At 65.6% G+C, this 22140-nt stretch carries 22 protein-coding genes; 11 read left to right on the top strand and 11 right to left on the bottom strand.

What is annotated here, in order from left to right:
• Window positions 1-2: 2 nt before the first annotated feature.
• From menE to C2U37_RS05300, 3 genes are all read left to right on the top strand, one after another.
• Window positions 3-1403, top strand: coding sequence for an o-succinylbenzoate--CoA ligase (gene menE, locus C2U37_RS05290; protein ID WP_104451957.1), 1401 nt, complete (start codon window positions 3-5; stop codon window positions 1401-1403).
• Between the two features lie 173 nt (window positions 1404-1576).
• A complete protein-coding gene (locus tag C2U37_RS05295; RefSeq protein ID WP_406568622.1) occupies window positions 1577-4324 on the top strand; it encodes a collagenase in 2748 nt (915 codons plus the stop codon).
• 156 nt (window positions 4325-4480) lie between these two features.
• Window positions 4481-5398, top strand: a complete 918-nt coding sequence (locus C2U37_RS05300) for a SanA/YdcF family protein (protein WP_043154021.1) — start codon at window positions 4481-4483, stop codon at window positions 5396-5398.
• A 48-nt stretch (window positions 5399-5446) separates the two neighbouring features.
• On the opposite strand, the gene C2U37_RS05305 is transcribed toward C2U37_RS05300, so the two are convergent.
• Window positions 5447-6061: a superoxide dismutase gene (locus C2U37_RS05305; RefSeq protein WP_042880836.1), complete on the bottom strand. Its 615-nt coding sequence runs from the start codon at window positions 6059-6061 to the stop codon at window positions 5447-5449.
• 23 nt (window positions 6062-6084) lie between these two features.
• A complete protein-coding gene (locus tag C2U37_RS05310) occupies window positions 6085-6510 on the bottom strand; it encodes a hypothetical protein (protein WP_029313599.1) in 426 nt (141 codons plus the stop codon).
• Window positions 6511-6816: 306 nt separating this feature from the next.
• On the opposite strand from C2U37_RS05310, the gene C2U37_RS05315 reads away from it, so the two are divergent.
• A complete protein-coding gene (locus tag C2U37_RS05315) occupies window positions 6817-7728 on the top strand; it encodes a lipase family alpha/beta hydrolase (RefSeq protein WP_104451958.1) in 912 nt (303 codons plus the stop codon).
• The gene (locus tag C2U37_RS05320; RefSeq protein ID WP_104451959.1) at window positions 7725-8465 is read left to right on the top strand and encodes a lipase secretion chaperone; all 741 of its coding nucleotides are present in this window, start codon (window positions 7725-7727) and stop codon (window positions 8463-8465) included. The genes C2U37_RS05315 and C2U37_RS05320 overlap by 4 nt, the downstream gene beginning before the upstream one ends.
• A 54-nt stretch (window positions 8466-8519) precedes the next feature.
• On the opposite strand, the gene C2U37_RS05325 is transcribed toward C2U37_RS05320, so the two are convergent.
• The 3 genes from C2U37_RS05325 to sgrR are packed head-to-tail and all read right to left on the bottom strand — an operon-like array spanning window position 8520 to window position 11449.
• Complete coding sequence (locus C2U37_RS05325; protein WP_104451960.1) at window positions 8520-9233, bottom strand: hypothetical protein; 714 nt, start codon at window positions 9231-9233, stop codon at window positions 8520-8522.
• 30 nt (window positions 9234-9263) lie between these two features.
• Window positions 9264-9659, bottom strand: a complete 396-nt coding sequence (locus tag C2U37_RS05330; RefSeq protein ID WP_104451961.1) for an acyl-CoA thioesterase — start codon at window positions 9657-9659, stop codon at window positions 9264-9266.
• Window positions 9660-9694: 35 nt separating this feature from the next.
• A complete protein-coding gene (sgrR, locus tag C2U37_RS05335) occupies window positions 9695-11449 on the bottom strand; it encodes an HTH-type transcriptional regulator SgrR (RefSeq protein ID WP_104451962.1) in 1755 nt (584 codons plus the stop codon).
• Between the two features lie 100 nt (window positions 11450-11549).
• Between sgrR and C2U37_RS05340 the strand changes: the two genes are divergently transcribed.
• The 3 genes from C2U37_RS05340 to C2U37_RS05350 all read left to right on the top strand — a co-directional run bounded on the left by C2U37_RS05340 (window position 11550) and on the right by C2U37_RS05350 (window position 13872).
• Complete coding sequence (locus C2U37_RS05340; RefSeq protein WP_080767934.1) at window positions 11550-11726, top strand: hypothetical protein; 177 nt, start codon at window positions 11550-11552, stop codon at window positions 11724-11726.
• Window positions 11727-11865: 139 nt separating this feature from the next.
• Window positions 11866-13134 (top strand): O-acetylhomoserine aminocarboxypropyltransferase/cysteine synthase family protein, encoded by a 1269-nt coding sequence (locus tag C2U37_RS05345; RefSeq protein ID WP_104451963.1) that lies wholly within the window; start codon window positions 11866-11868, stop codon window positions 13132-13134.
• A 108-nt stretch (window positions 13135-13242) separates the two neighbouring features.
• Window positions 13243-13872 carry a glutathione S-transferase family protein gene (locus tag C2U37_RS05350; protein ID WP_199770512.1) on the top strand — a complete coding sequence of 210 codons (630 nt, stop codon included), beginning with the start codon at window positions 13243-13245 and terminating at the stop codon, window positions 13870-13872.
• A 147-nt stretch (window positions 13873-14019) separates the two neighbouring features.
• Here the strand turns inward: C2U37_RS05350 and C2U37_RS05355 are convergent, their stop codons facing one another.
• Window positions 14020-15195 carry an iron-containing alcohol dehydrogenase gene (locus C2U37_RS05355; protein WP_104451965.1) on the bottom strand — a complete coding sequence of 392 codons (1176 nt, stop codon included), beginning with the start codon at window positions 15193-15195 and terminating at the stop codon, window positions 14020-14022.
• Window positions 15196-15380: 185 nt separating this feature from the next.
• Here C2U37_RS05355 and C2U37_RS05360 point away from each other — a divergent pair, with 185 nt between their 5' ends.
• Entirely contained in the window at window positions 15381-15965 is a 585-nt protein-coding gene (locus tag C2U37_RS05360; RefSeq protein WP_041212267.1) for a hypothetical protein, read from the top strand.
• A gap of 81 nt (window positions 15966-16046) precedes the next feature.
• Here the strand turns inward: C2U37_RS05360 and C2U37_RS05365 are convergent, their stop codons facing one another.
• The 4 genes from C2U37_RS05365 to C2U37_RS05380 form a co-directional block, all read right to left on the bottom strand.
• The gene (locus tag C2U37_RS05365; RefSeq protein ID WP_104453189.1) at window positions 16047-16472 is read right to left on the bottom strand and encodes a hypothetical protein; all 426 of its coding nucleotides are present in this window, start codon (window positions 16470-16472) and stop codon (window positions 16047-16049) included.
• A gap of 225 nt (window positions 16473-16697) precedes the next feature.
• The gene (locus C2U37_RS05370) at window positions 16698-17444 is read right to left on the bottom strand and encodes an SDR family oxidoreductase (RefSeq protein WP_103243819.1); all 747 of its coding nucleotides are present in this window, start codon (window positions 17442-17444) and stop codon (window positions 16698-16700) included.
• 42 nt (window positions 17445-17486) lie between these two features.
• Complete coding sequence (locus C2U37_RS05375) at window positions 17487-17723, bottom strand: DUF3624 domain-containing protein (protein ID WP_039039791.1); 237 nt, start codon at window positions 17721-17723, stop codon at window positions 17487-17489.
• Complete coding sequence (locus tag C2U37_RS05380) at window positions 17720-18193, bottom strand: GNAT family N-acetyltransferase (protein WP_103259406.1); 474 nt, start codon at window positions 18191-18193, stop codon at window positions 17720-17722. Before C2U37_RS05380 ends, C2U37_RS05375 begins: the two co-directional genes overlap by 4 nt.
• A gap of 187 nt (window positions 18194-18380) precedes the next feature.
• On the opposite strand from C2U37_RS05380, the gene C2U37_RS05385 reads away from it, so the two are divergent.
• Together C2U37_RS05385 and C2U37_RS05390 are read left to right on the top strand one after the other, a co-directional pair.
• On the top strand, window positions 18381-19823 hold the full coding sequence (locus C2U37_RS05385; protein ID WP_010672720.1) for a RimK family alpha-L-glutamate ligase: 1443 nt from the start codon (window positions 18381-18383) through the stop codon (window positions 19821-19823).
• Between the two features lie 24 nt (window positions 19824-19847).
• Window positions 19848-20378, top strand: coding sequence for an MgtC/SapB family protein (locus C2U37_RS05390; protein ID WP_160836811.1), 531 nt, complete (start codon window positions 19848-19850; stop codon window positions 20376-20378).
• Between the two features lie 55 nt (window positions 20379-20433).
• On the opposite strand, the gene C2U37_RS05395 is transcribed toward C2U37_RS05390, so the two are convergent.
• Complete coding sequence (locus tag C2U37_RS05395; protein WP_104451966.1) at window positions 20434-22050, bottom strand: alpha-amylase family protein; 1617 nt, start codon at window positions 22048-22050, stop codon at window positions 20434-20436.
• Window positions 22051-22140: the final 90 nt, after the last annotated feature.

Consider the following 22140-nt stretch of genomic DNA (forward strand, 5'->3'; position numbering starts at 1 on the left):
CCATGGTGACCCGTCAGATCCCACGGCAGGAAACCTGCCCGGTACGACGCTGGGCGACACTGGCCCCTCATCGCATTGCCATCCACAGCGGGGAGCCTCTTAGCTACCAGCGCCTCGACCTGCGCCTCAACAACCTGTGCAATCAGCTCGCCCGGGCCGGGCTGGAACGAGGAGATCATCTCGCCGCCGTGGTGCGCGGCGCCCTGGAGGATGTGTTGCTGGCCTGGGCCTGCGTGCGCAGCGGCATCGTCTTCTGCCCCCTCAATCCCGCCTTTCCGGCAACCAGACACAGCGAACTGGCGAGCCAGCTCGAGGCCCGGGCATTCTGGTCGGCAGGCGAGATCCCGGCGGGCGACTGGCAAGCCCTCAGCCTCGACTTCACGGGCGAGCTGGCCGCAGATGGGGAGTCCCCGCTGGTACCCGACCAGCCGAACAACATGATCCTCACCTCGGGATCCAGCGGTACCCCCAAGGCGGTGGTCCACCGCCTCGCCAACCACCTCACCTCGGCTCGGGGTTCCGCCACCCTGATCCCCCTGGACGAAGCCTGTGGCTGGCTGCTCTCCCTGCCACTGTTTCACGTCGGCGGTTACGCTATCCTGTTTCGGGTCTTCCTGGCGGGAGCCGCCCTGGTGCTGGACGATCGCACCCGGTCCCTCAAGGCGCGGCTCGAGGATCAGCCCATCACCCACCTCTCCCTGGTGCCGACCCAGCTCTGGCGGCTGCTGGCGGCGGGGTTCGAGCCATCGCGCACCCGGGTGCGCGAACTGCTGCTCGGCGGCGCCGCCATCCCGGCCCCCCTGGTGAGCCGGCTGACCGCCATGGGGCTGGTGCCCAAGGTGAGCTATGGACTCTCCGAGATGGGCAGCCAGGTCTGTACCGGCCAGCCCTGCGCCGCCGGCGTGGTGGGCCGTCCGCTGCCGGGGCGGGAGATCTGCATCCGCCAGGGGGAGATCTGCGTGCGCGGCGACACCCTGTTTGCGGGCTATTTCCAGGAGGGCGAGCTGGTGCGACCGCTGGACGAGGCGGGCTGGTTCCATACCCGGGACAAGGGACGCCTCACCGCCGAGGGCGAGCTGGTGGTGGAGGGTCGGCTCGACAACCTCTTCATCTCGGGGGGGGAGAACATCCAGCCCGAGACCATAGAGCAGCGGCTGGTGGATCACCCCGCCGTGGCCCAGGCCCTGGTGGTGCCGGTGCCGAGCGACGAGTGGGGGCATAGGCCCGCCGCCTTCATCGACTGGCACGGCGAACCGGCCCCCCCTGCCGAACTGGCCGCCTGGATCAGGGTGTCGTTACCCGGCTTCATGGTGCCGGACCAGTGGCATCCCTGGCCGGATCTCGGCGGCAATCTGAAACCCTCCCGCACCCTGCTCGCCCGCAGCTTGCGACAAGAGGAGTGACGCCTCCCCCATATGGGGCGGAGTCCTTGCTATCAACACAGCCCCCTTTGGGGCTGTTTTTATGTTGTTTACTCCCGAATGCATCATTTCGCTGCGCCATCTGGTCGATTGATATTCCTTTGGAGCCCAATACCCTGTCTGGTCCCCACGCCTCTCCATCCACCAAAGGGATCATGATGAAGCACATCTCTCCCCGGCTGCTGCTCCTGGCAGCCCCAAGCCTGCTCGCCACTTCGGCGCTGGCCGACTACTCCTCCGACTGGCAACAGTATCAACTCAAAGGCGAATCCAGCCGTCAGCTGGGGGATCGTCTCACCGAAGTGACCTACGAGCTGAGCGCCCGCAGCGGCGACGCCCCTTATCAGCAGTTGAGGGTGTATCGCCGCTTCGACTGGCGCGATGCCAACCTGGCCACGCTGGCAGAGCAGCAGTGCGGCGAGCCGCAACTCAAGATCGAGCAGGGCTGGCAGATCCGCTACCTCAGCTGTGAAGAGGTGGTACCGGCCGGCAAGGCCGTCCCGGCCAGCAGCTATGACTATGGCTACGGCATGAAGCAGGGCCGCTGGGAGCCGCTGGCGGGCACCCCGACCGCGCCGCGTCAGGATCGTCTGCCGCTGGCGGAGCGGGTCATCCTGGGTCACAGCGAGCAGGAGCTGGATCGCTGCGAGCTCAACGCCGAAGGTCGCTGCGCCGAGCAGGCATGGCAGTACCAGCCGCAAAACTGGCAGCAATTGAAGGTACTGGAAGAGACCCCCAACGAACGGGATGGCCGCCTCGAGCAGATCTTCTTCCGCCTGCAGCCGGTTGCGGGCAGCCAGGCCGCCCGTCAGGTGAACGAGCTGCACGTCTGGCGCCAGTACACCTGGTTGCTGGACGAGATCAAGGCCCGGCAGGAGTGCGATGAACCCCAGACCCGTCAGGAAGGGGACAAGACCATCAGCTACCGGGTGTGCCGTCAGACCCTGCCAGCCGGCAGCGAGGTGCAGGTGGTCTTGAAGGACACCGGCTATCAATACCCGGTGGGGGGCAGCGAATGGCAGACCCTGCCGGAGACAACCGAGTGGCAGGAGAGCCGGGTACTCAACCGCCCCATGGTGCTGGCCAGCAAGGAAGAGCAGCTCGACTGTCGCCGTGCCGACGGCCGCGCCTGCTCCGAGCCGGATCTGCCGGGCACCGAGCTGCTGGATGCCGAAGCGGCCAGGATAGTGCAGGATGCCAGTGGCCAGCCCGCGCCGGTCTGGCAGGAGAACTATGGTCACGATGACACCAAGCTGCTGGCCGTGTCGCGCGGCATCCAGAGCCTGCTGGCGGCCAATCAGCCGGCCCATCCGGCCATGAAGCTGCTGCTGGAATACGTGCGTGCCCACAACTACCACAACTACGGCAAGCACAAGGAAGACGGCCCGGCCGCCGCCGAGGCACTGGCCGAGGCATTGACCGCACTCGGCGCCCATCCGCTGCTCTTCCCGGAGCAGGCCAGCGACGAGGTAGGCGCCGTCATGGGTGCCTGGAGCATCGCCCTGCACGGCCAGTTCAAGAGCCCGGCAGTGCAGAGCCGCTTTGGCACCCTGCTCGGCGAGTTCAACCAGATGCTGGCCTACGCCACCCGCCATGCCAGCGAGATCAACGGCCGGCACCCCTGGGCGACCGGCCTGTTCGATCTGCTCAACTTTCTCGACTTCGCCAGCGACCATAGCGACCCCTTCGCCAACGACTTCCGCCAGCAGGATGGCGAGCTGCGCAAGCAGCTGCACGCCCTCGGCATGAGCGAGCTCGCGCTGTGGCAAGGAAGGGATGGCAAGGATCTGTTCCTGCTCAACAACGTGCTGGATGCCTACACCCGCCTCTACCGGGTCGCCCGCTATACCCGCCCGGACGAGCTCGACGGCTACCGCAAACTGCTGGATGACTCCGTCATCGCACTCGTTCGCCACCACGACCTGATCCCCGGTGGTCAGCAGAGCCAGGATCTGCTGGAAGACATGTCGCTGACCCTCTCCACCTACTACCTGACCTACACGGACCGCACCGGCGAAGCCTGCATCAGCGGCGACTTCGCCGGGCTCTGCACCCCGATCCGGGTGGAAGACGTGCTGCCGTTCGAGCACACCTGCTCGCCGACCCTGCGCCTGCGCGCCCAGGATCTGACCCTGGATCAGGCCGAGGGGATCTGCCGTGAACTGGGCGCCGAAGAGCAGCGGTTCCACCAGCAGATGGAAACCGGCTGGCAGCCGGTGGCGGACGATCACAACGAGGCGCTGGAGCTGGTGGTCTTCGACTCCTCCGCCGACTGGAAACGCTACGGCAGTGCCCTGTTCGGCGGCGTCTCCACCGACAACGGCGGCATCTACCTCGAAGGGGATCCGGCTCGCCCCGGCAACCAGGCCCGCTTCTTCGCCTACGAGGCGGAGTGGAAGCGCCCCGCCTTCCAGGTGTGGAACCTGCGCCACGAGTACGTGCACTACCTGGACGGCCGCTTCAACCAGTACGGCAGCTTCGGCCACTACCCCCTCAACCGCACCACCTGGTGGTCGGAAGGGCTGGCGGAGTTCATCGCCCACGGCCAGTGCTTCGCCCGCGGTCTGGACAACGTCGCCGGCCGTCCTGCCAGCGATCGTCCGGCCCTGGCCGACATCCTGCACCTGGATTACGACAAGGGCGGCGAGATGGTCTACTCCTGGTCCTACACGGTACACCGCTTCCTGAACGAAACCGGTCGCGGCGCCAGCTGGCTGGCCATGGCCCAGGCCCTGCGCAACCCGGATCAGCAGCAGGCCATGAGCGCCTTCGAAGCCGAGCTGGACCAGCTGATTACCAATGACAGCGAGGCCTACCAGCAGTGGCTCGGCCGCGAGCTGCTGCCTTGGTGGGAAGCCAACAAGGACTCCGACGAGTGCAAGGCCAACGACTCCTCCCACTGAGGACGAGACGGCTATGACAAGGGGCGGCCATGGTCGCCCCTTGTTTATGGCGCCGTTTGATAAGCCCGGGATCCTGGCGCGCGCTGCGACAACCTCTGCCCGAGTGAGACCCTGCGCCGCCATCAAACCTGACGCGCCACAACAACTTGTAATAGAATGGCCCCCTGTCTTCTCTTACTTCAGACCCGAACCGCACCGCGCATGAAGAAGTTTGCCAAGATCCTGCTCGCCTGCCTCTGCCTGTTGCTGGCCTCCATCGCCGCCCTGCTTGGCTACAGCGAGTGGACCGTCTCGGACGCCCGTCACTACACCTATGACGACGTCAACGCGGTGCCCTACAACCGGGTCGCCCTGGTGCTCGGCACCTCCAAATACCTGATTGGCGGCAGCCCGAACCACTACTTCAAATACCGGATCAAGGCCGCCGCCGAGCTCTACAACAACGGCAAGGTGGACTACATCCTGGTCTCCGGCGACAACGCCACCGTGCAGTACAACGAACCGCGCCAGATGCGGCGGGCCCTGATCCAGGCCGGCATTCCGGCCAGCGCCATCTACAGCGACTACGCAGGCTTTCGGACCCTGGATTCCATCGTGCGTGCCAAGGAGGTGTTCGGTCAGGCCCACTTCACCGTGGTCTCCCAGGCCTTTCACAACGAGCGCGCCATCTTCATCGCCCGCCATTTCGGCATCGAGGCGGTCGGCTTCAACGCCGTGGATCCCAGCGCCTATCAGGGCATCAAGACCCGGGTGCGCGAGGTGTTCGCCCGCCTGATGGGGCTGCTGGACCTCTACGTGCTGGACAAGGGGCCCAAGTTCCTCGGCGAGCCCATCGTCATCGGCGGCCCGGTCCCCTGCCAGGCGTTGAGCACCATAGGGGCGAGCCAGCCCTGCCTGCCCATTGCACCGCCCCCTCATCAGCCGAAGGCCAAGCAGGCAACGGCCGTGAGCGCGGCAACAGCCACCAGTGCAGCGGCTGCAACCAGCGGTGCACCAGCCACCAGCGCAGCCGTGCCGAGCGAAGCAACACCCGTGGATAATCCGGCTGCCAGCAGCGCGCCGACCCCTCAATAGCAGAGACCCGCCAACAGGCGGGTCTCTTTCATCAGGTGAAATGGGGCGTCAGGCCAGCGCCGCCACGTAACGCCGTGCCACCTCGTCCCAGTCGATCACGTTGTAAAACGCGGCTATGTAGTCGGGACGCTTGTTCTGGTACTTGAGGTAGTAGGCATGCTCCCACACATCCAGCCCGAGTATGGGGGTGAGCCCCTCCATCAGGGGGCTGTCCTGGTTCGCGCTGCTCACCACCTGCAACTTGCCGCGCCCATCGACCACCAGCCAGGCCCAGCCGCTGCCAAAACGGCTCAACGCCGCCTGGGTAAAGGCCTGTCTGAAGGATTCCAGCCCACCCAGATCCCGCTCGATCGCTGCGGCCAGCTCGCCGTCCGGCTCGCCGCCGCCCTGCGGACTCATCACCTGCCAGAACAGGCTGTGGTTGGCGTGACCGCCGCCGTGATTGCGCACCGCCCCCTGCACCTGGGCCGGCAGGCTATCGATACGGGCAAGCAATGCCTCCAGCGGCAGGGCAGCCAGCTCCGGCAGATCGGCCAGGGCGGCATTGAGGTTGTTGATGTAGGTCTGATGGTGACGGCTGTGATGGATCTCCATGGTCTTTGCATCGATATGGGGTTCCAGCGCGTCATAAGCGTAAGGAAGGGCTGGCAAGGTATGGCTCATGTTCATTGTCTCTCCTGTTGGGCTCAATGCAGTTGATGGGCAGAGCCGGTCTGACACAGACATTGACCCAGGCTGCGCTGGATGCCGTCGTGATGACCGTGTTTGCCCAGAAAGGCGAGCAGCTCGGTACGGGTGCTGCGGGCGTGGCGAACAGCCGCCTCCCGCAGGGCAGCGGAACTGGTGGGGGACTGGCTGGTGGCCAGCAGGCAATCATGGATGTGACACAGCAGGTCGGCGGCCCGATCCGGCAGGGTCATGGCCACCAGCAGATCCGCCAGGTTGTGATGGGCCACCACCAGGGCCGCCACCGCTTCGTCGGCATCGTGCCAGTCGGCAAACTGCTGGCGGGCAAGCCACAGCGCCTGCTGATAGCAGTCGAGCGCCCTGGCGTACTCCCCCGCATCGAAATGGCGGTTGCCACTCAGGGTCTGCGCCTTCCAGTGCGCCATGCTGCTGTCCGCTCCGGTGGTACCGACCCACCCCTTCACCCAGGTTCCCGTCATGACTCGACCACTCAAATGATAATAATTATTATTTAACTTATTTGATGAGCAGACACAAGGAATAGTTGGTGCCGCCTTTTTTGCCCATATGGGTAGGGTTTTTCTGCAATCCCCGGTTTAGTGATCCCACCCACAGATACATTTGAGTTCAGCTACCATGCTGCCGGTACTGGCATGAGGCCGGTGGCTGCCCCGGTGACGACCCCCGGTGACGACCAGAATGCAGCCGGTTTTTTCACAAGGACGGTGAAGATGAAAAGATGGCTATTGATGCTGTTGTGCGCCCTGCCCATGCTGGGTCAGGGGGCCGGTTATACCCAGACCCGCTACCCCATAGTGCTGGTGCACGGTCTGTTCGGTTTCGACAAGCTGCTCGGGGTCGATTACTTCTACGGCATCCCCCAGGCCCTGACCCGGGATGGCGCCAAGGTTTACGTGGCCCAAGTCTCCGCCACCCAGAGCTCGGAGCTGCGCGGTGAACAGCTGCTCAAGCAGGTGCAGCAGGTGCTCGCCATCACGGGGGCGGAGAAGGTGAACCTCATCGGCCACTCTCACGGTGGCCCCACCATTCGCTACGTCGCTTCGGTCGCCCCCGAGCTGGTCGCTTCCGCCACCAGCTCGGGCGGGGTCAACCATGGCTCGGAGATCGCCGACCTGGTGCGGGCCAAGGTGACGCCGGGCTCGGCGGCCGAAGGTCTGGCGGTGGCCGCCGCCTCGGCCCTGTCCGGGGTCATCTCGCTGCTCTCCGGGGGCAGCCAGCTGCCGCAGGATCCCCTCGCCGCCCTCGACGCCCTCACCAGCACCGGCGCCCAACGCTTCAACCAACGCTATCCGGAAGGGCTGCCGAGCCAGCATTGCGGCGAAGGGCCCATGCAGGCCGCCAACGGGGTCTACTACTTCTCCTGGAGCGGGCGCGGCAACATGACCAACATCCTGGATCCGGTGGATCCGGCGCTGGCGCTGACCGGCAGCTTCTTCAAGGAGCCCAGTGACGGCCTGGTCGGGGTGTGCAGCAGCCACCTTGGCAAGGTGATCGGCACCCACTACCGCATGAACCATCTGGACGAGGTGAACCAGTCGTTCGGCATTCGCCACCTGTTCGAGACCGACCCGGTCAACCTCTATCGCCAGCACGCCAACCGCCTGCAGAGGCTGGGACTATGAACAGGGCATGGCTGATGGCTGCTCCGCTGGGGGCGGCCCTGCTGCTGGGGGGCTGGCAATATTGGCCCTCCGCTGACGCAACCGCCCCTTCGCCACAACATGCCGGGCCCGCTTCCCCTCTGGTCAGGCAGGCTGCACCGCCGTCGGACAAGGGCTCGCTGCAGGCCCGCCATGAAGCCTTTCTCGCGGCTGAGGGCAGCCTGACGGTGCCGGCGGATCCGGGCCTCGCCAGCTTGCAAAAGCTGTTCGACGAGCGCGAGCAGTTGCGCAGGCAGCGCTTCACCCCGGCCGAGCAGGAGCAGCTGTTTGCCGAGGACAGGCTGATGGAGCAGTGGACCCTGCGCCGCAAGGCGCTGGCGGAGGCCAGCGATGCCGACAAGCCGCTGCTGGCGAGTGAGCTGGAGCTCTGGCTGGCGGAGCAGCCCCAGTGGTTTCGGGAGGCGGAGGCCAACAGCCGCCTGCTCGGCGATCTGCAGGCTCTGGAGCAACTCCCCGCAGCCGGGCGTGACGCCGCACTGCGCGAACAGTTGGGACCGGAGGCGGCAGACCGGTTGCTCCAGCTGGCAGAGAGCCAGCAGGGGTTCGAGCAGCAGCTGGCCGGCTATCTGGCAGAGATCAGGCCCCTGCCTGCCGAGGCCCGTGCCAGCCAGCAGCCAGAGATCCTGGCACGCTGGTTCGAGCCCGGTCAGTGGCGACGGGTGGAGGCCCTCACCCGGCTCACCCTGGGCGAGCAGTAACCGGCATGAAAAAGGGGCCCGCAAGTGGGCCCCCATTCTTTGACGCTGCCGCCCTTACTGCGGCTTGTTGGCACCCGGCAGCGGCTGCCAGGTGAGGCGAGTCACCCGATTGCCCTGCACCTCGCAGGTGAGGCAGAGATCCTGCCACCCCTTCTCCTGGCGCAGGGAAACTTCTCCCTTGATGCCCTCTGCACTCCTCTTGAGTTTGGCCGGCTCGAAGGTCACCTTGTCACCTCCGGCAAGCGCCATCAGCTTGCCATTGCAGAGCCACTGGGCGAGCTCGGCCCCCTTGAGCTTGACGCCCCCCTTGTCAGCCTTCTCCTCGGCGGTGCTCGGTGCAAACAACCCGCCCAGCTCGGCCGCCCGTCTGGTCAGCCAGGCTTCCCGCTGCTGCATGCTCATCTTGCTGACAAACTCTGCAGGCTGCCCCTTGTCGTCCAGCCACTGGGTCAGCTTGCCACTGTCATCGAAGACGAACTGGGCGGCGGGCTCCTTCACCCCGAACAGCTTGCCGCCCTTGAAGTAGTAACGGCTCTCCCCTTCCTGTTTGCCCTGCTCGTTCAGGATGGGCACGGCGATGATGACGGGCGTGCCGTCGACCCAGGCCTTGATGTCGACGCCATTGTGGCTGAACAAGCGGGTATCGAGGGCGCTGTCAGCCCCCTTCTCCATCAGGGTGAACTGCTCGGCCAGGGAGGCGGCGAATGAAGGCAGGGAGCAGAGTCCCAGTCCCAAGCCGAGGCTCAGGGCGATCGCGGTTGTGCGCATAAGTGTCCTGTGGTGGGCCCGAAGGCCGGATTAACTCTCTACCAGCCAGACCCTCAGTCCCTCCCGGTGAGCCTCGCTCAAAGGGATGGACTGCCGGGTCCGGTAGTCAAAATGGATCAGGGTCGTCTCGGCGGTCACCGCCAGCTCGCCGCCCTGCCAGGCTTCCTGCCAGAGCGTGAAGGAGCTGGTGCCGATACGCCGCACGCCGGTCTTGATCGACACCATCTGGCCATAGAACAACTCCCGTTTGAATTGCACCGTGTAGCCCGCGATGATCAGATGCCAGTCATGCACATCCAGATCGGGCGAGAAGAGGCGAAACAGGGGATCACGGGCCGATTCAAACCAGACCGCCGGCACCGTGTTGTTGATGTGACCGAGGGCGTCCGTCTCTTGAAAACGGGGTTGGATCTGCATTTCCAGCATGGATGTCGACTCCTTGTCGTAGGACCGCGCACAGGCTAGCGCGCCAACCCGTCCGACTCAAGCGTCCCTGCCTGGGGGTGAGAGCCACCGCCGGTTTCCGGCTCCTGCGCCACCTGCTCGGGCTTTAACCAGGCGCTGCGAAAATCGAACCAGCCGAGGGCCGTCATGCGCACACCGTGCACGCCGACCCGGCTCTCCAGCTCCAGCCAGTGGTGAAACAGCGGCACAAACCAGCTCTGGCGCTGAACCTCGGCCAGCAGGGCGCGGGGGCCGGGCTCTTCACCATGGGCGCGCCACTGCGTCAATCCCTGCCACAGGGCCTGCTGGCCGCCCCACACCCGGCGCAGCAAGGGGGTACCCTGAAGCCAGGCGTAAGGGGCGAAGGCATGCTCATGCTCCAGGTTGAGGGTGCCGAACCAGAGATCCACATCTTCATCCTCTCCGCTCACCCAGCGCCCGTAGTCCAGGGTACGCACCTCGAGCTGGATCCCCTGCTCTGCCAGCAGGCTGCTCATGGCGCTGGCGCACTCGTTGAACTCCAGATGCTGGTTGAAGCAGGCCAGTACCAGCCGCGCTGGCAGGCTGACCGGGCCGGGCTCGGGAAGAGACAGGCTCTCGCGCCAGTGGGGCAGGAGGCCCAATGCGCTGGTCCAGCCCCGCTGCAGCTCGGGGGCCACCCGGGCCATCAGGGCGATGGGGTTGAGCAGCCGGGTCAGCCACTGGCGCAGGGCCGGGTCCTGCAGGGGGGCCGATCTGTCGTCCTGCAGCAGGAAGTAGCAACCGGATTCCAGTTCTGACTCCCCGCGCATGGAGCCAAGCTCCGGGGTGTCGCTGCCCAGCCTGACGTGGCTCTCCAGCCGCTCCGCCAGCTCCGGCAGCATCCAGATGTCGATCTCGTCGAGCAGGGCCCGCAGCCCGAAATAGTCGTCAAATGCTTCGAGGCACAGGTGCAGCGGGTCGTTGGCGCTCACCCGATAGGGGCCGGTGCCCACCGGCTGCAGGGCGAATTTCGCCTCCCCCTTGAGCTCCCGCGGCAGGATGGCCGCCACCGGCTCGGCCAGCAGGTGCGGCAGCAGAGGATCCGGGCTGTCGAGATGGATGTCCAGGGTGCGCGGCCAGCGGCTCTCCAGCCGTGCCAGATGGGCGAACAGCGGGCGATCCCGCAAGGCCTGCAGGCTCTCCATCACATCCTCCACCACCAGTTCGCGGCCATGGTGAAAGCGCACCACGGGGCGCAGATAGAAGCGCCAGTGACAGGAGGCCAGACACTCCCAGTAGTGGGCGAGATCCCCCTCTATTTCCCCATTTTCCTCGTTTCGCCGGGTCAGACCGTTGAAGATCTGGCGGCTCAGGTGAATTTCGGAGCGGCGCAAGGGCGCTGTGGGCAGCAGACCGGGCAGGGGCCGGTAGTAGGGCACCCTCAGGATCTGGCGCCCCTCCCGGGTGGCCTGGCCGAGCTGCTCGATGAGCAGCGGGGTGAGCAGATCGAGGCGATCTTCGGCCAGCCGTACCGCCTGCGCCAGCTGGCCCTGGCTCAGCAGATCCCGCAATCGGCGCCGGGTCAGGCTCTCCTGGTTGTCGAGCAGGGTGAGGCGGGAGCGCCGCCCCCGCCCTGCCTCCGCCGTCCAGCACAGCCAGCCCTGCCCTTCCATGCGGCGCAGCAGCAGGCGGGCATTGCGGGGGGTGCAGCAGAGCAGATCCGCCACCTCGGCGAGGCTGATCTCCCGCTCGTCGCAGCCAAGCTGCTGGGCGAGCCGTTGAAATTGCTGATAAAGGCGGGTGGTAGGCATAAAAGAGGAAATCCTGTAGCTGAAAGTCATCAGTTTTTACTTCCGCATTTTAGCTCAATACTGCTGGCGAACGTGAGAACCACAGCACAGGAGCACCATCATGAGCCATGCCACCCCCCTCAAACCGAACCGGATCCAGCAAACCCTCCGTCGCTACTTCCTGAGGATCCTGCCCCGCCCTCTGACGCTGGTCGAAGATCCCATGGTGCAGCTCAACCGCCTGATGCAGTGGGACATGCACCAGATAGACGACAGGGAGTATCGCCGCCGTCTCTGAGGTCGCCGTCACCGACGCCATCCGGTCACCGCCATCCCCCGGCATTGCTTTGCCGGAATGGGTGGTTTACATCGGCGCTGGGCCTGCTAGATTGGACGTCTATCCATCCATAATGGTGACATCCAACAAGGAGTGTGTGATGAAAGATGCGACCCTGGCCCTGCACCACGGCTTTTCCAGCGATCCCGCCACCAAGGCCGTTGCCGTGCCCATCTACCAGACGGTGGCCTACGAGTTCGAGAGCGCCCAGCACGGGGCGGATCTGTTCAATCTGGCGGTGCCAGGCAACATCTACACCCGCATCATGAACCCCACCAACGATGTGCTGGAGCAACGGATGGCCGCGCTGGAAGGGGGCATCGCCGGCCTGGTGGTCTCGGCGGGTTCCGCCGCCATCACCTACGCCATCCAGGCGCTGACCGCCGCCGGTGACAACATCGTCTCCACCCCCCAGCTCTATGGCGGCACCTACACCCTGTTCGCCCACATGCTGCCGAGCTTCGGGGTCGAGGTGCGCTTCGCCAAGGATGACAGCGCCGAGGCCATCGCCGCCCTCATCGACGACAAGACCAAGGCGGTCTACTGCGAGAGCATCGGCAACCCGGCGGGCAACATCGTCGACATCGCCGCCCTGGCCAAGGTGGCCCACGCCCGCGGCGTGCCGCTCATCGTCGACAACACGGTCGCCACCCCGGTCTTGTGCAAACCCATCGAACACGGCGCCGATATCGTGGTGCACAGCCTGACCAAATATGTCGGCGGCCACGGCAACTCCCTGGGGGGCGTCATCGTCGACTCGGGCAAGTTCCCCTGGGCGGATCACGCCGAGCGCTTCCCCCAGCTGACCCAACCCGAGCCTTCTTATCACGGGGTGGTCTACACCGAGGCCTTCGGCCCGGCGGCCTTCATCGGCCGGGTGCGCACCGTGCCGCTGCGCAATACCGGGGCGGCGCTGGCGCCGATGAACGCCTTCCTGCTGCTGCAAGGGCTGGAAACCCTGAGCCTGCGCATGGAGCGCCACGTGGACAACGCTCTGCGGGTGGCCCACCACCTCAAGCACCACCCCAAGGTGGCCTGGGTCAGCTACGCCGGTCTGCCGGGTCACCCCCACTACCCGCTGGCGGAGAAGTACATGGCCGGTCGCCCCTCAGCCATCCTCTCCTTCGGTCTGAAGGAGGGCTACGAGGCGGGCGTGCGCTTCTACGATGCCCTCAAGATCTTCAAGCGGCTGGTCAACATCGGCGACGCCAAGTCCCTGGCCTGCCACCCCGCCTCTACCACCCATCGCCAGTTGAGCGAAGAGGAGCAGGCCAAGGCTGGAGTGAAACCTGAGATGATCCGGCTGTCGGTGGGGATCGAAGCCATCGAGGACATACTGGCGGATCTGGATCAGGCGCTGGAGGCCTGAGTCAATCGACGAAGGAGCGGGCACCACGCCCGCTCTTTTTCATCCATAAGTGAACCTGCTGCCGGGGCGCTGCGTATCACCGCCTTCCGTCACTGCGTCGAGGTTTCCATGATAGTCCTGCACCACCTGAACAAATCCCGCTCCCAGCGCATCATCTGGCTGCTTGAAGAGCTGGGCCTGCCCTATGAGATCAAGGCCTACCAGCGCGATGCCGCTACCTTTCTGGCGCCGCCCGAGCTCAAGGCCGTCCACCCTCTCGGCAAGTCGCCGGTCATCGAGTTTGACGGGCGGGTGCTGGCGGAATCCGGTGCCATCACAGAGTACCTGATTGCCCGCCACGCCCCGGACCGGCTGGCACCGGCCACCGACAGCCCGGAGTATCCCGAATACCTGCAGTGGCTCCACTTCGCCGAGAGCTCCGGCATTCTGCCGCTGCTGCTCGACATGTTCGTGCGCAAGGATGGCAGCCCGATGCGCTTCCTGCCGGACTACGCCAAAGCCGAGTGCTCCAAGGTGCTGGGTTATCTCGATGAGGTGCTGGCAAGCCGCCGTTACCTGGTGGCCGATCGCCTCACCGGCGCCGACATCCTGAACTCCTTCCTGGTGGATCTGCTGGCCCAGAGCGGCCAGCTGGCCCAGTTCCCGCATCTGCAGGCCTACTGGCAGCGACTCAACACTCACCCGGCCCGCCAGAAGGCGGCAGCCCTGGAGCGCGAGCTGGACCGCAGCGCCGAATAAACGGCGGTGCCCCGGTGACACCCTGCAAAACGCCCCGATGATCGGGGCGTTCTCTTTTCCGGCCGTCAGCCAGATGATCAAAGCGCGTGGGAAAGGATCCTGGCCGCACTTATTGTCCAGATCGCCCCTTGACCAAGGGCCTCAGGCCTAGAGGGCGTGAGAAAGGATCCGCGCTACCTTGTCGGGATCAATGTCCTGCTGCTCCCCGAGGGCGGTCAGCCCGAAACGCTTGAGGTTGGAGCAGATACCGGGGATGCAGCTCTCGCTCAGCCCGTAGTCGGCAAGCCGGGTGCCCACCCCCATCTGCTGGAAGAACTGCTCGGTGCGGATGATGGCCTCCTCGATCCGCAGTGCCTTGTCCTCGCGGCTGGAGTGCCATACTCGCTCGGCGAACTGGGCCAGCTTCTCCTGCTTCTGGGCCGATTGCTCCCGCAGCAGGGAGGGCAACACCACCGCCAGGCTCTGGGCATGATCCAGCCCGTGCAGGGCGGTGAGCTGGTGACCGATGGCGTGGGTGGACCAGTCCTGGGGCACGCCACGACCGATGAGGCCGTTGAGCGCCAGGCTGGCCGCCCACATCAGGTTGGCGCGCACCTGGTAGTTGGTGGGCTCCGCCAGCGCCCGCGGACCGTTGTCCACCAGCACCTGCAGCAGCCCCTCCGCCAGCCGGTCCTGCACCTCGCCCCCCACCGGGAAGGTGAGGTACTGCTCGAGGATGTGGACGAAGGCATCCACCACGCCATTGCCCACCTGGCGCGGCGGCAGGCTGTAGGTAGTGGCGGGATCCAGCACCGCAAACACCGGTTGCACCAGCGGATTGTAGAAGGAGAGCTTGGCCTCCCCCCGGCTCACCACGGCGGCGGGGTTGCTCTCCGAACCGGTGGCCGGCAGGGTCAGCACACAGCCGAGCGGCAGCGCCCCCTTGATGGAGGCCTTGTCCCGCAGGATCTCCCAGGAGTCGCCCTCCTCGAAGCAGGCCGCGGCGGCCACGAACTTGGTGCCATCCACCACGGAACCGCCACCCACCGCCAGCAGGAAATCGATGCGCTCGCGCTTGACCAGGGCCACCGCCTCCATCAGCTGATCGTACTGGGGGTTGGCGCCGATGCCGGGAAACTCCAGCCACTCCCGGCCCGCCAGCGCCTGGGTCAACTGCTCATAGACCCCGTTCTGCTTGATGCTGCCACCCCCGTAGAGCACCAGCAGACGGCTGCCGGCCGGGATCAGCTCGGGCAGCCTGGCGATCTGGCCTTCACCAAAACAGATGCGGGTGGGATTGGCATATTGGAAGTTGTACACGGCAGAGCCCTCGGTTGATTGCATGCCGGGGAATTGTGCGCCTGCCGTGCCATCAGGTCAAAAACGGGAGCCTGTCGTCAAAAATACGATGCCAGCCTGCCGATGCCGGGCGCTCCTGCCCGGCTTTGCTATGGTGATAGCGGGAAGACGAGTTCGTCGCCCCCTCAAGCCCCTCCCGGGGTCCCTTTCCCACTCACAGGGTCTCTATCATGAAACTGAAGCACGCCTGGATTGCGGGTGCCCTCACCCTCTGTGCCCCTCCCCTGCTCTATGCCGCCGAGGTCACCACCCATGTGGCCGTGGCCCCCGGACAAGCCAGTCTCGCCGAAGAACTGACGGCCAGGGCAACCGTCACCGCCATCGACCTGGCCACCCGCAAGGTCAGCCTGAAAAATGCCGAAGGGCAGACCCTGGATCTGATCGCCGGGGAGGAGGTGACCAACCTTCCCCAGCTCAAGGTGGGAGATGTCGTGGCCTTGAGATATCTGCAACTGCTGGACCTGACCCTGCTCAAGGGCACCGCCGGGGTGAGAAAACGGGTGGTGGAAGTGGAAGGGGGCAAGGCGGCCGCCGGGGAGAAACCCGCTGCCGGCGCTGGCATGCAGGTAACCATCTATGCCGACGTCATCGACGTGGACAAGGCGCACCAGACCATCCGGGTCAAGGGGGTCGACCATACCCTGACCCTCAAGGTGCAGGATCCGGCCCAGTTCGCCCTCATCGCCAAGGGGGACCAGATCAAAGCCGTACAGACCACCGCCATCGCCATCGGGATCGCCCCCCAGAGTCCCTGAGCCCTGACCACGGCCTGCCAGCCCCGTGGCAAGGGGGCAACCCCTTGCCTTTAACGCCCAATGATTTCCGTTTGAATCACATCATGCCTGGGAGGCGGATTTGCCGGTGAGGCGATCCATGGCCTCCTTGAGCATGGCATCGCGCTGCGCGGCCAGGTCCTTGCTCTGCGTTTCGCGCTCCTTGGCAGAGAGCGTCTTGTCATCCGCTATCCCCTTGAGCTGACGCTCGAGATCGTCAAATTTTTTGCGATCAAAGCCCAGGGCCTTGTCCACCATCTGCTGCACCCGCGCATCCTTGACGCCACCGGTCAGGACTGTGTTCTTGCCGTTCCTGGCCAGATGCTCGTAGGTCAGTGCCTGCTGCGCCTTGCCGGTCAGCACCTGACTGGAGAGGCTGACCTGCTGAGACCAGCCACTCTGCTTGTCGTCGCTGTCGCTGAGGGTCGCCAGGGCTCGGTTCTGGGACGCGCTCTGGGCGAGTTGATGACCATAGGGTTTGATATCCATGAAGGCTCCACGCTCACTGCCGGCCTCGCCGGCTCCGGGGATGGTTTCCCCGCCATGGGCCGGAGACAGCAAAATGCAGGCCAACTTGAGTACCCCCCTCTTTCGACGTTTCAGCACGGGGTTGCAACACGCCTCCTTCTGCACTCCATGACGAGTGCGACCAGACCCATCAAAAAAAGGCGCCCAAAGGCGCCTCTTGTGGACAGAAGTCGGCTCGTCATGACATCAGCGACGGCTGATGTGGAGCGGACCGAAGGTCTGGGCCACCGGCATGATCTCGATGCTGTTGATGTTGACGTGGGCAGGCTGCTCGCTGATCCAGAGTACGGTATTGGCGATGTCTTCCGGCAGGATGGCCTGCACCCCCTGATAGACGGTGGCCGCCTTGGCGTCGTCGCCGTGGAAGCGCACGTTGGAGAACTCGGTGCCGCCACACAGGCCGGGCTCCACGTTGGTGACACGCACCGCCGTGCCCGCCAGATCCGCACGCAGGTTGAGGCTGAACTGCTTCACGAACGCCTTGGTCGCGCCGTAGACGTTGCCGCCCGGATAGGGATAGGTCCCTGCGATGGAGCCGATGTTGATGACGTGGCCGCGGTTGCGCGCCACCATGCCCGGCAGCAGCAACCGGGTGATCAGGGTCAGGCCGCTGATGTTGGTGGCGATCATCTGCTCCCAGTCTTCCAGATCCGCCTTGTGGGCAGGCTCCAGCCCCAGTGCCAGGCCGGCGTTGTTGACCAAAAGATCCACCTGTTGCCATTCGGTCGGCAGCCCCTCGATGGCGGCGCGGGTGGCAGCCTTGTCCTGGACGTCGAACACCAGAGGCAGGAACTGCTCGCCCAGCTCCTCGGACAGGGCGGCCAGCCGTTCGGCGCGACGCCCAGTGCCGATCACCCGGTGGCCAGCGCTCACCAGCAGGCGGCTGATGGCCTCACCAAAGCCGGACGAGGCGCCCGTTACCATTGCAATCATGTGAACCTCCATTGTTATTTGTCTTCTTGAAAAATCAGCACGTTATATGTCGCGTTTGCCCAGCTTTCGCCATGCGAACACCGCCAGATGCAGCAGGAAGAGACCCGAGCCCCCCAGCGCAAACAGCAGGCCGGTCAGGGCGTTGACCGAGGTATCGGCGCCGCACCACCACCAGACCAGCCAGCCGACGGCCCCGATGAGAAAGGTCTGGGCGGCGCAGACCGGGCAGCGCCCGAGCTTGGCCCTGATGGCGGTGGCCAGGCAATCCTCGCAACTCATGATGGCGCCTGCCGCTCATCCCCCAGCGCCAGCACCAGGCGGTGGGCATGCTGTCCGGGCCCGTAATAATCGGGCAGCCGTACCCCGGGGCGAAACCCCAGCCCCTGATAGAGGGTCCTGGCTTCTGGGTTGGCGTCGGCGACCTCGAGGCGAATCGCCCCCCAGCCGGCCTCGCGCCCTTCCCGGATCACCTGCTCCAGCAGGCGGCGTGCCCACCCCTGACGGCGGACGGTCCAGCGGATGGCGAGGGTCTGGATGATGAGACGATCCCAGCCTTTGTGCTCCAGCACGCTCAAATAGCCCATCACCTGCGCCTTCTCGTCTTGCAGCAGCAGGGTGCGCCCCTTGGCCTGATTGAGCAGATAGTGCCAGCGGCTGCGGCCGAAGGCGACCTCGGGGGGAAAACAGTAGCGTTCCAGCTTCACGATGGCGCCCAAATCATCAGCTCGGGCGGCGCGCACGGTCAACACGGGGAGTCCTTGTTCGGTTATTTATCCTCAGCACCAGAAATGCGACTTGTATCACAAGTTACCAAGGCAGAATATTAGGCACTGTAACCTCTTGTTTCCCCTCGCGCCATTGTCGTGCTTGTCGGTGCATCGAAGCCCACTGGGGATCCTGCCGTTTATGGCAGTCCTTTCTGTGGAGCCTGAAAATATGAGTACCTATGTCATCGTCGAGGAGCCGGGCGACTGGCCCTGCCATGCCGACTATCTGCTGACCGCCCGCACCTACCTGCAACACGGTCTGCCCACCACAGGGGGGCGTCCGCGCATCATCAACCTCTGCCGCAGCCTGGAACACCTGGGGGCCGGTTATTACTGCTCCCTGCTGGCCCAGGCCCGCGGCCACCACTGCCTGCCGGGATTGCAGGCCATCAGCCGGCTGCAGCCCCAGCAGCCTCCCGCCAAGCTGTGGCGCAAATTGCAGGGCTGGCTGGCCCAGCAGAGCGAAGACAGGATCCGGGTGCGCGCCATCTTCGGCCAGTGCGAACAGAGCGAGCTGGCGGGGCTCGCCCGCTATTACTACGGCCTGAGCCAGTTGCCGCTGCAGGAGCTGACCCTCAAGCGCGGTCGCCACGGCTGGTCGGTGCGCCAGCAGGAGAGCCTGTCACCGCTGGCGCTGAGCCCGAGCGAGAAGGCGCTGATGGTGCAGCACGCCCAGGCGCTGGTGGGCACGGGGGACGAGGAGCAGACGGCGCCACGCTACCAGCTCGCCATCCTGGTCGACCCCAACGACGGCCGCGCCAGCAGCGATGCCCTGGCGCTGGAGCGTTTCATCAAGGCGGCCGCTGCCCAGGGGATCCAGGCCGAGATCCTGCCTCCCTCGGCCATCGAGCGGTTGCCGGAGTTCGACACCCTCTGGCTGCGCGCCGAGACCGCGGTCGGCCACTACACCTTCGAATTTGCCCGCCGTGCCGAGCAGCTCAAGATGCCGGTCATCGACAGCTCCCGTGCCATCCTCGCCTGCAGCAACAAGCTCTATCTCTACGAGCTGATGGTGCGCAGCGGCGTGCCCATGCCCCCCACCACCGTCGTGACCCGCCGCGGCCGCCAGCATGTGGACGAACTGGTGCAGCGCCTCGGTCTGCCGCTGATGGTGAAGATCCCCGACGGCGCCCAGGGGCGCGACCTCGCCATGGCCAGCGATGACATCCAGCTCGCCCGCCTGCTGGACGAGGGGCTGGCCCGCTCCGCCCTGCTGCTGGTCCAGAGCCGGATCCCTGCCGAGTTCGACTGGCGCATCGGCTTTCTCGACGGCTCGCCGCTGTTCGCCTGCCGCCGCTACCGACCCGAACCCGGCAACCGCATCCGTCGCCGCAAACACCCCCTCGACATGAGCCGCATCGAGGCGCTGCCCCTCAGCGACGTGCCGGAGCGGGTGCTGCAAACCGCCCGCCGCGCCGTGCACCAGCTCGGCAACGGCCTGTTCGGGGTGGATCTGCGCCAGCAGGGTCAGGGCTGCGTGTTGCTGGAAATCATCGACAACCCCTGGATACGTGGCGATATTGAAGACAGGGAGGCAAAGGACCTCTACGAGCGCCTCGCCCGGGCCTTCCGCCAGCGGCTGGAGAACCGGGGGCAGAGCGCGACAGGATAACAAGCATCGCGAGCAGAGGTGGATATGATGACAATGCAGTGGTGGGACATCGCGCCCCTTGGCTGGGAGAACATCCTGGTCTGTCTGGTGTGTGGCACCCTGGTGGGGCTGGAGCGGCAGCTTCGCGGCAAGCCGGTGGGGATCCGCACCTCTTCCCTCATCGTGCTCGGCACCTACTGTTTTCTCGCCATCGGCGCCGCCGTCAGTCCTCAGGGCGCCGATCAGGCGCGGGTGCTGGGTCAGCTCATCACCGGGGTCGGCTTTCTCGGGGCCGGGGTCATGATGACCCGGGATGGTCAGGTGCTGGGGGTGACCTCCGCCGCCGCCATCTGGATGCTGGCCGCCCTCGGCGCCCTCATCGGCATGGACATGCTGCATCAGGCGCTGCTGCTCACCGGCGTCACCCTCTCCATCCTGGTGGGGGTGGACTACTTGGAAGCCAGCTTCAAGAGCCTGCGCCGCGGGGTGCACAATCGGCTGGAACACTGGCGCCACGGGGCCGAGCCCTCGGTCTCTTCCCGCCGGGACGATCTGGGCAGCGGCATCGAGAAGTAAGCCGCCACCATGAAAAAGGGCTCCACTATGGAGCCCTTTCTGTTGTCTGCCTCCCTCAGCGCACCAGCAGGAAGCGGCCGGTGAGGGGCGGCAAGTCCACCGTCACGCTGCTGCCACCGATGGCCAGGTTCTCGCCGCTCTGCAGATCCACCAGGGCGCTGCCGCTGCGCAGCTTGCCGACCGGCACGGCGTAGCTCTGAGGCGTGGTGGAGACATTGAGCAGGTAGACTACTTGCTCGCCCGCCGTCTGCTTGATGTCGCCATAGACGCTCCCCTCGGCCACCAGCTTGACCCGCTCCCCCTGATAGAGAGCCGGGTGCCCAGCGCGCAAGGCCAGCAGATCGCTCAGCCACTGCTTGAGCTCGGCCTGCTCGCTGCTCGGCACGAAACCGGTGACACCGGGAACCTTGCCATCGCTGCGAGCCACGTGATCATCGCAGAGCCCCTGGGCCGCACAGTCGCCCCCCACCTGACTGGCAAAGCCAGGCACCTCGTCGCCAAACTCCTCGCCATAGTAGAAGGTAATGGGACCGGAGCGGGCGGCCATGAAGCTGAAGGCCGCCTTGTGGCGCTGCCAGTAGTCCGCCCCATTGAAGTTGCCGCGCTCCAGCAGATCGCCGAAGCGCACCAGATCGTGGTTGCCCAGCATCAGGTTGGGCATGGCGTGATTCGGGTAGTTCTCCACCTTGTTCCAGCTGGCGTCGAGCACGCTGGCCCCCTGTCCGCCCTTGCCGGACTCTTCCACCGCCAGCGCCTGTACCAGGCCGTAGCGCAGGGGGAAGTCGAACGCCGAAGAGAGCGCCGGGTTGTCGCTCGGGCCATAGGCCTGGGCGCGGATCTCGTCGGCGCCCTTCCACACTTCCCCCACCATGTAGCCGAGGGTGCCCCACTGCTGGCCGGCGGCCTTGCGCGCCGCGCTGGCCTGGGCCACCTCGCTGCGAATGGCGCGCCAGTCATCCAGCCCCAACTGATAAGCCTGATCGAGGCGCCAGCCGTCGATGCCGTACTGCTCGACCCAGTAACGGGCCACCTCCTTGAAGTAGGCCAGACTCTCGGGCTGGCCGTAATCCACCAGCTGACCCGGGTAGCCTGCGCCGCCGCTCTTGAGGGCAGGCAGCCGCCCCTCTGGTGAAGGCTTGCTCACCCCCACCTTGTTGACGTGGCCGAACACCCCGTCGAGGAAGACATAGAGCCCGCGCTGGTGCGCCCCGTCCACCAGTTTTTTAAGCTGGGCGTTGCTGCCGAAGTTGGGATCCACGTTGAAGAAGTCGCAGGCGAAGTAGCCGGTGGCATCCAGCCGGTCGTCCCCGGCCTGGCCGGCGCAGGAGTCAAACACCGGCGTCAGCCAGATGGCGTTGACGTTGAGGCTCTTGATGTGGTCGAGGCTGTCGATGATCCCCTGCAGATCGCCGTTGTGCCGGGAGGGGCCGTAACCGACGCCGTAGTTGGCGCTGCCGTCGCCGTCAACGAAGGACTCCACCATCACCTGGTAGGTGCGCAGGTTGCAGGCTGGCTGATCATTGCCGTAGCAGGCGCGGCTGGCCGACGCGGGGGGCGGATTGACCACCGGGGGCTGGGGGTCACTGCTGCCACCGCCTCCCCCGCTGCCGCAAGCCGTCAGTAACAGGGCGGCCCCGATGAGGCCGCCACGACGCAACGTTCCTTGTTTCATTGTTATGTTCCCGCTGTGGTGGATGGGCGCCCAAAGCGCCGCACTGGGGTCATGATAACGACCTGACCGACGCGGGTCTGTGACTGAAAA

Source organism: Aeromonas sp. ASNIH1 (assembly GCF_002934285.1).
GTDB lineage: Bacteria > Pseudomonadota > Gammaproteobacteria > Enterobacterales > Aeromonadaceae > Aeromonas > Aeromonas caviae.